Origin of the sequence: Lujinxingia vulgaris, from assembly GCF_007997005.1 — a bacterium.
In the GTDB taxonomy this organism is placed as follows: Bacteria; Myxococcota_A; Bradymonadia; order Bradymonadales; family Bradymonadaceae; genus Lujinxingia.
In genome coordinates this window covers 1-14533 of sequence record NZ_VOSL01000059.1, presented here as the reverse complement: position 1 = coordinate 14533, position 14533 = coordinate 1, and the positions used below count along the sequence as shown (strand labels likewise).

At 65.2% G+C, this 14533-nt stretch carries 8 protein-coding genes and 1 pseudogene; 2 read left to right on the top strand and 7 right to left on the bottom strand.

The features are described 5' to 3' along the window. Positions 1 to 244: 244 nt before the first annotated feature. The 4 genes from FRC96_RS14905 to FRC96_RS14890 all read right to left on the bottom strand — a co-directional run bounded on the left by FRC96_RS14905 (position 245) and on the right by FRC96_RS14890 (position 5652). A complete protein-coding gene (locus FRC96_RS14905; protein WP_146975550.1) occupies positions 245 to 712 on the bottom strand; it encodes a TM2 domain-containing protein in 468 nt (155 codons plus the stop codon). A gap of 412 nt (positions 713 to 1124) precedes the next feature. Further along, on the bottom strand, positions 1125 to 2885 hold the full coding sequence (locus FRC96_RS14900; RefSeq protein ID WP_146975548.1) for a hypothetical protein: 1761 nt from the start codon (positions 2883 to 2885) through the stop codon (positions 1125 to 1127). Between the two features lie 318 nt (positions 2886 to 3203). Next, a complete protein-coding gene (locus tag FRC96_RS14895; RefSeq protein ID WP_146975546.1) occupies positions 3204 to 4199 on the bottom strand; it encodes a fasciclin domain-containing protein in 996 nt (331 codons plus the stop codon). 211 nt (positions 4200 to 4410) lie between these two features. Then, on the bottom strand, positions 4411 to 5652 hold the full coding sequence (locus FRC96_RS14890) for a M15 family metallopeptidase (protein WP_230470290.1): 1242 nt from the start codon (positions 5650 to 5652) through the stop codon (positions 4411 to 4413). Between the two features lie 443 nt (positions 5653 to 6095). On the opposite strand from FRC96_RS14890, the gene FRC96_RS14880 reads away from it, so the two are divergent. After that, a complete protein-coding gene (locus FRC96_RS14880) occupies positions 6096 to 7091 on the top strand; it encodes a hypothetical protein (protein WP_146975543.1) in 996 nt (331 codons plus the stop codon). 532 nt (positions 7092 to 7623) lie between these two features. Here FRC96_RS14880 and FRC96_RS14875 read toward each other — a convergent pair. Both FRC96_RS14875 and FRC96_RS14870 read right to left on the bottom strand, forming a co-directional pair. Beyond that, a complete protein-coding gene (locus FRC96_RS14875; RefSeq protein WP_146975541.1) occupies positions 7624 to 8433 on the bottom strand; it encodes an alpha/beta fold hydrolase in 810 nt (269 codons plus the stop codon). Positions 8434 to 8516: 83 nt separating this feature from the next. After that, the gene (locus FRC96_RS14870; RefSeq protein ID WP_146975539.1) at positions 8517 to 10283 is read right to left on the bottom strand and encodes a BREX system ATP-binding domain-containing protein; all 1767 of its coding nucleotides are present in this window, start codon (positions 10281 to 10283) and stop codon (positions 8517 to 8519) included. A gap of 277 nt (positions 10284 to 10560) precedes the next feature. Between FRC96_RS14870 and FRC96_RS14865 the strand changes: the two genes are divergently transcribed. After that, the gene (locus FRC96_RS14865; RefSeq protein ID WP_230470289.1) at positions 10561 to 12189 is read left to right on the top strand and encodes a two-component system sensor histidine kinase NtrB; all 1629 of its coding nucleotides are present in this window, start codon (positions 10561 to 10563) and stop codon (positions 12187 to 12189) included. A gap of 23 nt (positions 12190 to 12212) precedes the next feature. On the opposite strand, the pseudogene FRC96_RS22230 reads toward FRC96_RS14865, so the two are convergent. Beyond that, positions 12213 to 14533: pseudogene (locus tag FRC96_RS22230) on the bottom strand (hypothetical protein); the annotation flags it as partial.

Sequence of the window (14533 nt, the reverse complement as noted above, 5' to 3'; positions counted from 1 at the left end):
GTCGTGGTTGTGTGACCGAGGGTCAGGCAAGAGTGATCGAAGGTCAGGTGACCGAGGGTCAGGTAAGAGTGACCGAGGGTCAGGTAAAAGTGACCGAGGGTCAGGTGAATGATGGTCGTTTTGATGGAGTGACCGAGGGTCAGGTAAGGGTGACCGAGGGTCAGGTAAGAGTGACCGAGGGTCAGGTAAGAGTGACCGAGGGTCAGGTAAGAGTGACCGAGGGTCAGGTAAGAGTGACCGAGGGTCAGTGCCGGTGATGCGCGCGCTTATCGAGGGTGGCGTCCTGCCCCATCTCGGCTTCCAGCTCGGCGAACTTATCGGCCAGCGGGTCGTCGAGCAGTTTGTCGAGCTCGCGCTCGGCGATCTCTTCGTCGGTGGGAGCGCGGGTGGGGACCGCGCGACGCGTGGGCTCCGGATGGTGTGGTAGTCGCTCGGGCTGTCGGGTGGGCGGCGCCAGGCGCCGGCCCTCGGCGTCGCGGTAATAGCCCATCAAGATGGTCATGACGTCGACGGCCCACCACAGGCCAAAGCCGCCGGCGGTGAGAAACATAAGCAGGCCGGTGATGACTTTGCCGGTGTAGAAGCGATGCACACCGAGCGCTCCCAGAAAGACCGCCAGGGTAAAGGCGACGACGCGGCTGCGATCGCTGAACTGCTCGGGGCGGCGGCCGGGCGATTGAACGGGAGAATGAACAGGAAGGTTTCGGGTCATGGGGGACTCCACGGCGTGGCGGGGCTGTGTCGAAAAGATAAGCGTGTATGCGGTCATCTCGGGTGACCCTCGGTCATCTCGGGTGACCCTCGGTCATCTCGGGTGACCCTCGGTCATCTCGGGTGACCCTCGGTCATCTCGGGTGACCCTCGGTCATCTCGGGTGACTCTCGGTCATCTCGGGTGACTCTCGGTCATTGCGTTGGGGTAACACGCGGCGACGCGAAGCTATTTAGAATGGTGGGCCGAAGGCAAGGGGACGCTCCCTGGAAACGACGCACAGCGCGGTTTGCGGGCATGAGACGTCGCGAGAATGAACGTCGCAGGTTTGGTGACAAAAAAGCCCGCTACCCGAGGGGGTAGCGAGCTTTTCTCAACGTCGGGGACGGTCCCCGACCCGGGGGGATCGAAGATTAAGGCTGCCGGACGCCCTCGAAGGTGGCCTCCATCTCGGTGGGCGGCCCGTCGTCGCGGCGCACCTCGCCAAGGAAGAGCCCTTCGTTGATGAGGTCGGTGACGCCGTCGGAGTCGGTGTCATACATCAGGCCTTCGCCTTCGACGAAGAGGTTGATGGAGAACTCCAGGTCGGCGAGGAATTGGTTGGCGTAGGTGCTGATCAGTGGAGCGACGAGAGAGCTACAAAAACTTCCCACTGGCAGGTTGATGCCACCCACATTCACTGAGCCGATGTTATCGCAGATCCAGTAGTTGAGCGCTCCGGAGATGCTGTTGGCGTTGCCGCCGGTCATCGCCGGGATCAGCGTATCATTGAGAATCTGCAAGATGACCAGGCCGTAGGGCACCGTCATCTCATGAGCGTCGATCTCCAGTCGGTTGTAGTTGATGAGACGGCCGTCCCACTCCGACTGCAACGCCCCGATGCTGCTGCCAGATCCGAGCCCGAAGCGAATTTCGCCGCAGTCAGCAGGGCTGGTGTCGGTGCAGTTGCGACGCCAGTAGAAGTTCATCGCCTGCCAGGCGTCCACCCCGCGAAGCTCGCCCTCGCCAACTTGTTTGTTGCTGATGGTGAGGACGCTCTCGACCTTCATCTGGCTGATGGTGTCATTGAGATCCTGGCCAATGGCCATGAGGTCTGCGAAAAACTCCATGCGGCTGAGCTGGTCGTTGACGAAGTCTTCAATAGTGTCACGAGCTTCGCCGCCAAAGGCCATCGCGATAAGACATTCTTCAAGGCTGCGGTTCTCACAGACCCATTCTTCTGCCCAGTCGATCACCAGGTCGGCAATGGCGCGACCCGGGTTGGAGATGGCTTCAACCGCAGTGACAATCGTCGACCCAATCGCCCCGGTGCTGGAAATCGCCTCGCGGAAATCCCAATAACTCTCGACGTCGTAGACGCCGGTCGGCATCAGGTCGAGAAGCGTGAGGTCGACCATCACGTCGGTGGTGGCGTCGGGCTCGGCGCTGACGTCGTCGGCGCAGCCGAAGGCCATGATCTGGTCGAAGGCGCCGCGACCGTAGGCGACGACGGTGTAGCGGTTATTCGGATCGAGGCCTTCAAAGAGGGCGGTATCGGTGAGGTCGGCCAGGTCGGCTTCGAGCAGGTGCGCGGCGGCCGGCGGGGTGAAGGTGGGGATGGAGGAGCAGGGCTGTTGGACGGCGTCCCAGAGGCGCAGCTGCACAAAGCTCAGGGGGGCGACATCAGTGCGGTCGTAGGAGGCGCCGATGCGCAGGGCGCCGACGGGCACGGTGCCCACGTTGACGGTGAAGTCGACCGGGTCATCGGCCCAGCTGTGGGTGGCGCGCACGCGAATGGTGCCCAGCGCGTCGCCGACGAGCAGGCGGTTGGTGGCGATGCCCTGCGCGTTGGTGAACGAGGAGTTGGACTGGAGGCGAGTCTGGGTGGAGCCGGCCTCGGCGATGATCTCGAAGGTGATCGCCTCATCCGGGGTGACCTCGCCCTGGTCATCGGCCAGGCGCACCTGAAGTTCGAGCGACTCGCCGATGTAGGTGCCCTGCTCGGTCTGACTGACGGCGCTGAGCGTGTAGCCCCGGGCGTCGTCGTTGGTCGGCGGGTCGCGGTCGGGGTTGGTGTCGACGCGGGTGACGCCGTCGCCCGTATTATAATGCACGCTGCTTTCGCCGCAGGCCGCTGCGCCCAGTAGGAGCGTCAGCGCCACGAGAGAGGGCATCCAGGAAGAGGTGCGAATCATGAGGGTATCCATGCGTTAGTCTGACGCGTCGGCAGCCAGAGGGATCTCAATCGAGAGATCCAAAGTGTAGAGCAAGTCACATGCCACATTCAAAAGGTGGCCAAAATCATGCGCAAGTGGGCGAACCCATAGCGAAATCTTCGGGGAATGACAAGTCGCGTCATGAACGAATGTGGGCCATAAATCGGGTGCGTGGTTCGTGAGGCACGCGTTGATGTGCCCGCAGGCAACAAAAAAGGGCGTGCCAGATTGGCACGCCCTTCGGACATTCACGCCGGCGAGGCTGGCGCCTCACCGGTGTGCTACTGCGCCGCGACCTTACTCGGTGGGCGGCAACACCACGCTGTCGATGACGTGAATGATCATGTTGCTGGACAGAATGTTGGCTTCGGTCACCGTGGCGCCTTCGTAGGTCACGGTAGCTCCGTCGACGACGATTTCCGCTTCCGCGCCGTTGACCGTGGCGACGTTGCCGCTGGCCAGGTCGAAGGAGCTGACATAGCCGGGCACAAGATGGAAGGACAGGATGCCAGCGAGCTCTTCGGCGGTGAAGTCTTCCAGGTTGATGTCATCAAAGGCCGGGTCAGCCGGGGCGAACACGGTGAAGGGACCACCGGTCGCGACGGTTTCGCCGAGCTCAGCGGCCTCAACCGCAGCTAGAAGACCGGTGAAGTTTCCAGAGTCGGTTGCGGTTTCAGCGGCGTTGAAGGCCGGCGGGAAGACGACTTCGTCGATGACGTGAATCACGCCGTTGGTGGCGATGACGTCGGTCGCGCTGATGGGCGCGGTGGCGAAGGTCAGACCGTCGATGTCTTCGATGATGGCCGGCGCGCCGTTGAGCGTTTGAACAGCACCCGGGCTCACGTCAGCAGCAAGCACCTCAGTGTCAAGGACGTGGTAGGTGAGCACGGCGGCGAGGTCGGCGGGCTCCATCTCCGCGATGGCGGCCGAGTCGAGGTCAGCCGCTTCAAACGCGGCGTTGGTCGGTGCGAAGACGGTGAAGGGGCCTTCACCGGCGAGGTCATCATCGAGGCCGGCGCGGACCACTGCCTCGACAAGGAGGGAGAAGTCTTCGTTGGCCTGAGCGGTCTCAACGATGTTGAGCTCGTCGTCGCCGCCGGCGTCGTCCTCGACGTCGGTGTCTTCACCGGCATCTTCTTCGCCGCCGGTGTCTTCTTCGACATCGGCGTCATCGCCGGCGTCTTCTTCCACACCGACATCATCGATGGTCTCGGGGTCGTCATCGTCACCGCCGCACGCCACAACGAACGCGCCGATCAAAAAAAGCACCAGAAGTTTCAGATTTTTGTTCATGATCCATCTCCTTTAACTGCGTTAAGTTCACCGTTTCTATCGTAGCTCTCGGGGGTGACCACCTTTTGAACAGGGTTGCCCGCGGTATCGGGTACAACCGGAGGAGGCACCACAGCCGACAGCTCGAAGGGAACCTTAGGAGCGAGACGAAAGGTGGCAAGCATGTGCACGAATTTTTTTGAACAGGTTTTGAATTTGTCGATGAACAGGTCTAACGCAGCGAGTCAAGAAGTTCGCTCAAGCCCTGATCTGGTGGGATGTAGCAGCCGCCCAGGCAGGGAGGGGTTTCGTCGACGCTCTGGAGATCATCTTCGTAAAGCGACCAGCCCTGGCGGTAGTTGCCCAGGTCCTGACCGGCCAGATCGCGAAACGCGTCGAATTCGTGCTGCCTCATGCGGGCGTGATGGCCGGGGTGCCACTCGAAGTGGAAGATGTCGTCGTAGCGTGCTCCCCAGATGATTCCGAGTCCTTCGGCCAGCTCACCGATGCGCTCCCACGCTTTGCGGTCCGCCTCGTAGTGGCGGTTGGCTTCGCTCATCGTCGCGCGGTGGGTGAGGTTAAGATCGAAGGCCATGCCGACATGATGCCAGCTGGCCAGGCGCCGGCCGCCGGGCGGGCTCCAGCTGCGGTGTCCGGAGATGAACACGACCTCGATGCCCTCGTGTTCGAGCAACTCATATAAGAGGCGGGCGCGCAGGGCGATCTCGGGGTGGATGGTCTCAAGGTGGTTTCCGCCGCGAATCTCGTCAATGTCGGGAAGCGTGATCGGCGGCAGCGTGGGGTTGGGGGCGGGTATTGCGCCGGCGTCGGGAGATGCGGGGGTGGTCAGGGGACCGGCGAACTCAGGAGAGGCGAAGTCAACCTGGCAGTGGGGAGAAGGGTCGACGCCGATGACGTGCGCCGGGCCCTGGTAGCCGCGCTCACGTTGCCCCCGAATGAACTCGGCGATGAGGCAGGCGTCGACGCCGACCTCTACCAGGTGCAACTCACCGCCGACGACCCGGAGTTTGCTAAGTCCTTCGAGTGTAGCGAGGCCCGGGAGTCCCACGAGCATCAGGTCGCCGCCGACTGCGTCCAGGTTGCGCAGCCCCTCGAGGTGGTTGAGCAAAAAGCTCTGCCGAACGATGAGACTGCCCTCGACGCGCTCAATGCTGCCGAGGTCGGGAAGCGCCGACTCCCGGATGTTCTCAATGACGAGGTCGCCGGTGATAAGCGTGCACCCCCGAAGTTCGCTGAGCGGGGCGGGGGCGCACACGCCGGGGCCGGAGCGTGGCCCGGCAGCGCTGGTCGAAGTCGAGGTGGACTGTTCGGCACCCAGGGTGGAGGGGGCGGGCTGGGCGCTTGCGCATCCGGCGGAGGTGAGGAGGGCGGTGGCGGTGAGGGCGGCGGCCAGGAGCAGGTGGTGGGCGCGATGCAGGGTGTGGCGGGGCGATACGAGGTTTTCCGGGATCATCAGCCAACTCCGGGGTTGGGGGGATGCGAGTATAACACATGAAGAGCAGTCGCTTCATGGGTTGCGGGTGACCGAGGGTCAGGTGGGATGACCGAGGGTCAGGCGAGGTGACCGAGGGTCAGGTGAGGTGACCGAGGGTCAGGCGAAGTGGAAGTGACCGAGGGTCAGGCGAAGTGGAAGTGACCGAGGGTCAGGTGAGGTGACCGAGGGTCAGGTGAAGTGACGGTCAGGTGAAGTGACCGAGGGTCAGGTAAGGTGACCGAGGGTCGCATGAGGATGTTGACGGTCGCATAAGGTTGTTTGTTCATGCGCACCATCGCCCGGTGGGGCCTGTAGTTTTGTCAGCACCAGGGCACTTTTTTGCCCATCGGCGGCAACTTCTGGCGCCAGCGCTCGATAACGATCGGGAGAGGTCTCACATCCCCTCCTGCTCGGAGCGTTTTATGACTCGTCCTCGTCGCCATCTTCCAGGTCAGGTCGCCGCATTGACCCGTCGCACGCATGGTCGTCGCTATGCGCTTCGGCCCGATGCGCCCATGAACGCGATTGCGGCCTACGAGTTCGCGCGCTCGGCGGAGCGCAGCGACGTGGAGTTGTATGCCGGGGTGGTCATGTCCAACCACCTGCATCTGGTGGTCCATGACAGGCAGGCAAAGCGGAGCGACTTTATGCGCGACGCGATGAGCGGCATCTCCAGTGTGCGCAAGAAAGTCCTGGGTCTATCGGGTCCGGGCGACTCGCTGTGGAACCGCAGCCAGTACGGCGATACGGTGCTGCTCGACCGGCAGGCGTTGGAGAATCACATCGTCTATGTGCTGCTCAACCCGGTGAGGGCCGGGCTTGTGGAGCGCGCCAGAGACTGGCCGGGCTTTATGATCATGCCCTCCGACTGGGAGAAGACGGTCAATGTGCCGCGCCCGGAGAGCCACTACGGCGATGACCAGCCCGAGACGATCGCGTTTACGCCCCGGCGCCCGCCCGGATATGAGGAGATGACGCTTGAGGAGGTGGTGGCTCATTTTGAGAAGCTGGTGAAGAAGGGCGAGAAGAAGATTCATCGCGAGATGGCCCGCCAGAAGCGCACGTTTCTGGGGGTTGAGGGCGTGCTCGCGACCGATCCCTCCAGCAGCCCGAAGACGCCGGCTGGCCGTGGGGAGGCTGCGCCCCGATTTGCTGCCAGCGATCCGCAGCTTCAGGAGGAGGCGCAGGTGCGGGAGAAGGCGTTTCGTGACGCCTACGCCCGGGAGCGCAAGCGGTGGCTTGAGGGCAAGAAGCGCTGCGTCTTTCCCTGCGGTACGCTGTGGTTAAGGCGCAACGCGCCGATCACGTGTCGGGAACACGACCCCTGTGAGGCGGGGCTGGCGGCGAACTTTCAGATCTATCAGGTCCACCAGGCGCGCGGTGCGCCCGGGCGGGATGCGGCTCAGGTGGCCGAGTAGCTAGAGAGCCTGGAGGGGCGTTGTGCGCGGGTGCCCGAGGGAGGTGACCGAGCGCATCGGGTGATGCCGGCGCCGCCGGGGAAGGATGTTGGCGGTGCCGGGGGTGATGAACTGCGTTGTCGACCATTGGGGGGAGCTGTTCTTTGTGCGCATTGAAGGGGCGTTGAGGCGCCGCTCTGTCTTTCGTTTGGGAGTGGGGCGGCGCTTCGGGGTCATAACGAGCGTGAATCGGCGCAGAACGCGTTCGGACGCGTACCGGGGGGCGGTTGAGCGCTCGGGAGCGCTCGGGGGAGAGGTCTGCGGGGCAATGAGAACGCGTGGGGGAGCAGGTGATGAGGCGAAGTGGGTGGTGAAATCGCTCTTTGCGGGGCGCCTTGCGCCCATGACCAGTGCGCGATCGACCGCTTATTTGCGGGGCCTCGAGTGACTGTCGGTCGCGTGGGCATCGGCCTCGAGTGACTGTAGGTCGCATGCGGGTGACTGTAGGTCGCATGCGGGTGACTGTCGGTCGTGACGGCGTGGGTCCATTACCTCACCCCGCACTCCGATTGACCTTCTCCGCTGCCTTCGCAACCTCCCGTTCTACCAACCGCGCCAAAAGCTCCGGCTTCTCGCTCAGGGGGAGGTGTCCCGCACCCTCCACCACATCGAGCGGTGCGGCGGGGAAGAGCTCCTGCCACATCGGGATCCCGCGGATCAGGGCACCGAAGGTGCGCTCCCCATGCACAAGGCTCAACGGAGTGGTGACCTCGGCGAAGCGGCGCGCGTTGCCCATGCGGTCGAGCTCGCGCAGGTAGCTAAGCGTGGTGCGGGTGGGGGTGTGCGCGACGGTGGTCATGTCCGGTTGCTCGTCGCTCTGGGCGGCGAGCGAGCGGTTGGTGAGCCAGCGGCCAAGCGGGTTTGCGAAGGTCGAGACGTAGGCCAGGCGGCCAAAGCCAGGGATCAGAAAGAGCTTTAAATACCAGGGGTTGAACGCAAAGGGCTCGACCATCACGAGGTGATCGAGCGCGCCGGGATGGCGGCGCAGAAGTTCGATGCCGAAGAGGGCCCCGCTGCAACTTCCCACGGCGATGAAGGGGCCAGGGTGGCGGCCTCGAAGATCGTGCAACCACGCGGCCACCGGCTCGACGATGGCGTCCAGGGTGAAGTGAGAGGGGGCCGGAGAGAGGCCGTAGCCGGGCCAGTCGCACCCCGCGAAGGCCCGGTCGGGCGGCAGGTGATCGCGTAGCGGGTCAAAGGTGTGGTGGCTTCCGCCCCAGCCGTGCAGGCCGATGATAAGCGGGCCGTCCCGCAGGTCTTCGACGACGTGCAGCGATGGCGAGAGGGTGAGGGCGGTGGACATGGAGGGCTCTCGGAAGACGGCGTAAGGGCAGCGGGCAAGGTGGGCACCATGAGAGTGCCGTCCAGGGGGCGATTCTCAGGGGGTCAGGTATTTAGCAGTCCCTGAAGCTCGCCCACCGCGTCGCGCAACCGCGTGGGGCGGCGGCGTGCGATGTCGAGGAGCTCGACGATAAACTTCATCGACTGGCGCGGCGTGTTGAGCAGGCCATGGCGATGAAGTCCACTGATGATGCGGGGTAGAAGGGCATCCAGGGCGGCGGGTAGAGGCTCTTCGTGCGCGTCGCGGTACAGGCGAAGCACCCGGCTTGCGAGCTTCTCGAAGTCCTCACCGCCAAGCAATTTCAGGTCGACAAAGGCGTCGTCGGGAGCGGCCTGGCGCAGCACGTCCACGCCCTGATCATCGGGGGTCATGGCGAAGATCGCCAGCAGGCCGTGGCGGTTGTGGTAGCGGGCCGGGAGGGTCTGCAACACGCCCAGGCCGCCGCCGGAGAGGTCTTCGCGCTCAAAGGGCGCAGCGTCGGCGCCCACGCTGGCCGCGGCCATTGCCTTAAAGAGGTTCTCGGCGTGGGCGCGGTTCTCACTGGAAAGGAGCGCAAAGCGCTCGGCCTCATCAAAGAGCAGCACCAGCCCCTGGTAGCCGGCGTCGCGCGCGAGCGTGTCGATGCCGCTCAAAAGGTAGGCGTAGATACGTGCCCAGGGGCGGTAATCTTTGAGGCTGTAAATCGTACGGTGTTTGCCGGGAAGTCTTCGCAACTCCTGGTCGAGGTCGCGGTTACGGCCGATGGGCTGACCCTCGATCCAGCGCATCAGGCGGTCGCGAAGCTCGGGGTGAGCATCGACCGAGAGTCGCTCAAAGTGAGTGAGCGCGGCGCTCAGATACAGATGGGGTGCAGGCTCGGGACGATCGCTGTCGTCGTCGACCGAGGGTCGTTGGGGGGTGACCGAGGGTCGGTGTTGTGAGGTGACCGAGGGTCGTTGCTGTGAGGTGACCGAGGGTCGTTCGGGGAGGTCGAAACGGGCGCGGGCTGTCGGGCTCTGCAGCGCACGCTCGAAGAGCGGGCTGAGCCCCTGGCGCGGGGCGTCGGGACGCTCCGGGTAAGTAAGCTGGTCGATGAGCCCGCGGTAGACGCGACCCGGGTGGCTGGGGGCGGCGCCCTCCGCGTCGAGCACCACCCGGGCGACGAGGAAGTTCTGTGCCAACGCCCGGCGCGCGATGACTTCGAGCAGGTGCGTTTTGCCGGCGCCGTAGTCGGCCAGCAGCACGCGCAGGTTACCCGCGCCGTGGGCGAGCGCGCCGAGGTCGGTGTCGACGAGGTCGAGCTCGGTGTCGCGACCCACGGTGTAGGCGTCGACAGACTCGTCGGGAACCACCCCCAGGCGCATCGCCTCGACGACTCGCGGGGGCAAGCGGGAGTCCGGGGTAAGGCGGCAGTCCAGGATCTCGACCGGCCCTGCTCCGCGGCCGATGAGGATCGCGTTCTGAGCAAAGCGCCGTGCGATCTTCCGGGCCTCCTCGGGTTCGATCCGAACGATCAAAAATCCCGCCTCGTCGGGCCACTCGCCGCGTGGGTCGCGGGCGCGGGTGGGAAGATGCGTGAGGCCTCGCTGACGCAAAAGGTCGGCCAGCGCGGTGTGCGCGCGGGCGTTCTCGGCGGGCGATCGAAGCTGTGAGGCGGGGTTGTAGGCGGTGATCACCGCCCAGGGGGTCTCGGCATCGAGCTCGTTCACCTCCAACAACGCGTCGACGCCCTCGCCGACCCTCAACGCGAGGGGCCCCTCCTCGCGTATGACCTCGTAGATCGCCTCGGCGTAGCTCTGAAAGAGGGCATCGTGTGTGGGGGGAGATGTCATGGGATCGGCGCTCAACGTCAAGGGCAGGCAGCTGTCGCGGCAAGCCTCGACGAAATCGGCGGTGGAGGCAAGTCCGTGACGCTGCGCAAAATCTGCGCGCGATGGCGGTGCAAGTGCCCGTTTAAGCTTGAGAAATCGCGAAATGAAGCTTTGAAGATCGCGAAATTTCGTTACGATGCGATCATCAAATCCCGAAAGACGTTGTGGGGGGCATGTGATGGGTGCATCCCCTGAACCGGGCCATGCGGATGCGTGGTCGGCATTTCTGGCGAGATCTATGGAGAGCAGTGATACGGATGTCACACGTTATCTGAGCTGGATGGCGGGTGAGCGCGATATGGAAGAGCTCTTCGCGTTGCTGGCGATGTGGGTCGATGGCGAGGGGGTGGAGACGCTCATCGAGACGTTGCCCGCGCGACTGGCCGGGCGTCTGGGCGATGGGTGTGTGGTGGTCTTTGACGATGCGCTGCAGGGGAGCGGGCGCGTGGTTCGGGCGTGCAGCGATGAGGGCGACGCGGGAGGGTTGCGGGCGTGGGGTGAGGCGCTGGCGCTGGAGCCTTATTGTGGCGCCGAGGATGTCGTGGAGATCTCGCCGCGCGCCAATGAGCCCTGGGGGATGGGGCTGGCGCTGCGGCTGGATGTGGGCGATGGGGTACGCGCGGTGCTAGCGCTGCTATCGTGGTCGCGTCCGTTTGACGCGACCTCGCGTCGGCTTGCCTCCCGGGCAGCTCGACTCGCCGGCGCTACGATCAAACGTGCGCGACGTGCCGCGATGATCCGGGAGGCGCTCACCTACGCCCAGTCACGCGCGGCCGACCTGGAGCAGCGCATGACCCTGAGTCGCGCTGCCGCCCACGGTCTTGGCGAGGGGGTGGTGACCCTCGACGCCGCCGGACGCGTGATGTTCGCAAACCCCAGCGCCGCACGGATGCTGGGGCTGAGCGTGGAGGCGCTTCAAGGGCGCGACTTCCACTCCCTTGTGCATCCGCAGCGCGCGATGTGGGCCGATGAGGGCCCCTGCGCCCTGGAGCTCGCCCTGGGCAGCGGTGCCGATGTGCGCTGCCACGACGACACCTTCGAGCGTGCCGACGGCTCGCGCTTCGCCGTCGTTTATACCGTGAGTCCGCTGCCCGGCGCGGTGGGTGGGCGCGTCGTCGCGATGCGCGATATGAGCGACTACCAGAAGATGCACGCCCACCTCCTCCTCACCGATCGCATGGTCGCGGTGGGCACGCTGGCCTCGGGGATCGCCCACGAGATCAACAACCCTCTCTCCTTTGTGGACGCCAACCTGCGATTTTCATTGCGTTCGCTTCGTGGTGAGACGCCGGCGTTCGATGCGATCGACGAGGCGCTCTCCGAGGCGCTCGACGGGGTGGTGCGCATGCGGGGGATCGTCGACGCGATGCGCGCTTTTTCGGGCGGTGCTGGTGACGAGGTGGACTGGATCGACCTGGAGCAGTGCCTTAAGGACGCGATGACGATCAGCGCCGGCGAGATTGGCCAGCTCGCGACGATGCGACGGGTGGGCGACGAGCTTGGTCAGGTTCGGGCGAACACCACGCAGCTCACGCAGGTGCTGGTCAGCCTGCTCTTGAACGTGACGCACGCCTTCGACGAGAAGAGCGCGGGTGCAGAAGTCGTCGTACGCACTCGCCGCGAGCCCGATCTGGCAACCATCGAGGTTCGCGACAACGGGCGCGGGATCTCGGTCCATCATCTGCGACGGATCTTCGATCCCTTCTTCACAACCTCGCCCGTCGGTCGTGGCACCGGTCTGGGGCTTTTTGTGGCGCGCAGCCTGGTGGACGAGCTCGGCGGGCAGCTCACCTGCGATAGTGTGGTCGGCGAGGGGACGTGCTTTACGCTGCGCCTGCCTGTGCAGGGGCGTCGGCGCGCGGGCTGAGTGAGCTGTGTGATCCGGGTTGCTTATTCGAAGGCGTACACGGCCTCTTCGCCGTGCTCGGCGACCAGGCGGTCGACGTGCATGAGCAACTTCTCGCGTTGCTGCCAGAAGACCTTAAGGCGCAACCGGTCGCGGTTGTTCTGCTCGGGAAAGAGGATGGGATCGACGACCTCCGGTCGCATCATGCGCACCGCGTCGATCATCGTGCGGCTAAAGCGGGTGACCCCCGGAAGGCGGCGCTCGACCACCGCCATCGGCTGAAACTGAAAGGCCGCGCCGTTGTCGAGGCTCAAAAAGGCGCCGTCCACAAAGTGGTTGTTGACCCCGTAGTACTCCTCCACGCCGCTGTAACGATCGAAGTTGTTGGTCAGATAATCGAAGACCGTGATGTTGGAGAGCTGACGCGCGATCTCGCGTGTCGATGTCTCCCCCAACTCGCCACGAAGTTGGCGCGCCTGGCCGGTCTCATCACGCTCGATGAGGGTCTGAAGAAACGCGGGCGCGGGCTGCTCCAGCACGCTCGGGTCGGCGTTCACGTCGACCAGGGGCTGCCAGACCTCGGTGTATTCGATGGGCCACTGGTGGAGCTCGGGCACCCAGGCTTTGATGACGCCGTGCAAGAACTCCTTCTCCTGACCGGTCTCGTCGCGCTCAAGAACCCAGCGAAGATCGTCGAAACGGGCCTCGGCGTAGTTGCGTTGCCGGGCGGTGTTGACGCGGCCGTAGAGCTCATCGAAGGCGTCGCGGCTCAGGCGCGCGTGCTTGTTCTCGGGCACGCGAAAGCCGCAGGGCAACATCTGGCAGAGGCGGTAGGCGGCGATCTCGGCCTTCCAGCCATCTTCCCACTCAAACTGGGCGGGCTTAAAGGCGTAGCGGCTCTCGCCGGATTCGGTCAGGCGCATGCTCACCGAACGTCCGCCACCGAGCGCGCGTAGCGCGACCTCTGGCGAGGGCTCCAGCGTCTCCAGCGGAGCATAGAGCGCCGGGTCGACCTCCAGCGACTGGTCAAAGAGCGCCTGCAGCTCCCCGGGCGTTGAGGCCTGCGCGTAGGCGCGGGTGAGGATCTCGCGCGCCAGGCTGTGGTTGTTCTCGGCCAGCGCAGCCTCGGCCAGCTCGTCCGGGGCGATCTCCAGGGCCTCGTCCACGCGGTCGACCGCGACCTCGATGGCCTCATGGATGCGACGCTGGCGCTCGCGCTCCAGGGCGAAGTCGTCGATGAGCATCGGCTCCACGGCCACCGCCGGGGCGTAGGCGGCACGCTCGGTCTGCGTCGTCGCCGCAGCCGGGGCGAAGGCCGCGTAGGTCACCGCCGCGCTGGCCACGCCGGTGGCCACCAGCGCGACCGTCCAAGGGAGCACATGCCCGGCGCTGATGCGACTCCAGAGTGAGCGCTCGGCCGGTGCCTGCGTCTCGGCAATCTCGGCATGAAAGGCCGGCACCTGATCGGCCCGCGCCGGTTTCGCGCTCGTGCCGGTGGCGTGCGCCAGCAGCATCGCATGCAGACCCCGGGTCAGCGCGGCCTGCACCTTCTCGTAGATCGGGTGCTCTTCGAGGGGCACGAAGGGGCCGTCATCTTCGGCGATGGCGTCGGCGATCACCCAAACGCCCCGCTGCAAGAGGGCCAGGAGCGTCGGGGTGTCGATGTTGCCGTAGGTCGCGTCGCCGATCTTCAGGCGGTAGCGCCTCGCTGAGGGCAGGGCGCTCTCGAGGATGCTCTCGATGTTGAAGGGGTCACGTGTGCCAGAGGTTGGCTCGCCATGCGGACGTTTGGCCTGCTGGCGCCGGTCGGCCTCGGCGTGATCTTCGCGCGGAGCCTCGCGATCCGGGGCATCCTGGGTGACCCTCGGTTCTTGCGCGGTCGTGTCCGAGGGCATGGCGATCCCCGGCGTCACGTCGACCTCTTCGATGTTGGCGTCGTCGATCTCCTCGGCGTCCTCGTCCGCGTCCGGAGCCGGAGCTGTGGGGATGGGGGGCGGCGGGCTGCTGGCCTGAGGTTTTGCATCGTCGGCCCCCGGCAGGCGCTCAAAAGGCGTGGGGGAGTCGTCGACAATGAAGATCTCGTCGGCCGCGTCGCTTATCGCATCGCCCAGCCAGCCTTCGCCCCAGCCTTCATCCAGGGCGCTTAAGTCCTCACCCTCGGTCGCGGGACGTGGAGGGGTCAGCGGGCTGGTCGGGGGCTGGTCGGCGGCAGGGGCGGGGCCTTTGCCGCGGAGCTCACGCAGGAGCGCAGCAGCCAGGGGGCGCATCGGATCGGGGCGATCGGCCTCTGGCGAGCGGTGGTGGGCGCCGCGGGCCTCAAAGAGGCCCAGGCGCGGCTTCGGGAGCTCCGGGTCGCCCCCAATCT

What these genes read in the sequence shown, in the direction of transcription:
- FRC96_RS14865 (WP_230470289.1), top strand. Translation starts at nt 10,561, where the DNA reads ATGGAGAGCAGTGATACGGATGTCACACGTTATCTGAGCTGGATGGCG.
- FRC96_RS14900 (WP_146975548.1), bottom strand. Translation starts at nt 2,885, where the DNA reads ATGATTCGCACCTCTTCCTGGATGCCCTCTCTCGTGGCGCTGACGCTC.
- FRC96_RS14880 (WP_146975543.1), top strand. Translation starts at nt 6,096, where the DNA reads ATGACTCGTCCTCGTCGCCATCTTCCAGGTCAGGTCGCCGCATTGACC.
- FRC96_RS14895 (WP_146975546.1), bottom strand. Translation starts at nt 4,199, where the DNA reads ATGAACAAAAATCTGAAACTTCTGGTGCTTTTTTTGATCGGCGCGTTC.
- FRC96_RS14875 (WP_146975541.1), bottom strand. Translation starts at nt 8,433, where the DNA reads ATGTCCACCGCCCTCACCCTCTCGCCATCGCTGCACGTCGTCGAAGAC.
- FRC96_RS14890 (WP_230470290.1), bottom strand. Translation starts at nt 5,652, where the DNA reads ATGATCCCGGAAAACCTCGTATCGCCCCGCCACACCCTGCATCGCGCC.
- FRC96_RS14870 (WP_146975539.1), bottom strand. Translation starts at nt 10,283, where the DNA reads ATGACATCTCCCCCCACACACGATGCCCTCTTTCAGAGCTACGCCGAG.
- FRC96_RS14905 (WP_146975550.1), bottom strand. Translation starts at nt 712, where the DNA reads ATGACCCGAAACCTTCCTGTTCATTCTCCCGTTCAATCGCCCGGCCGC.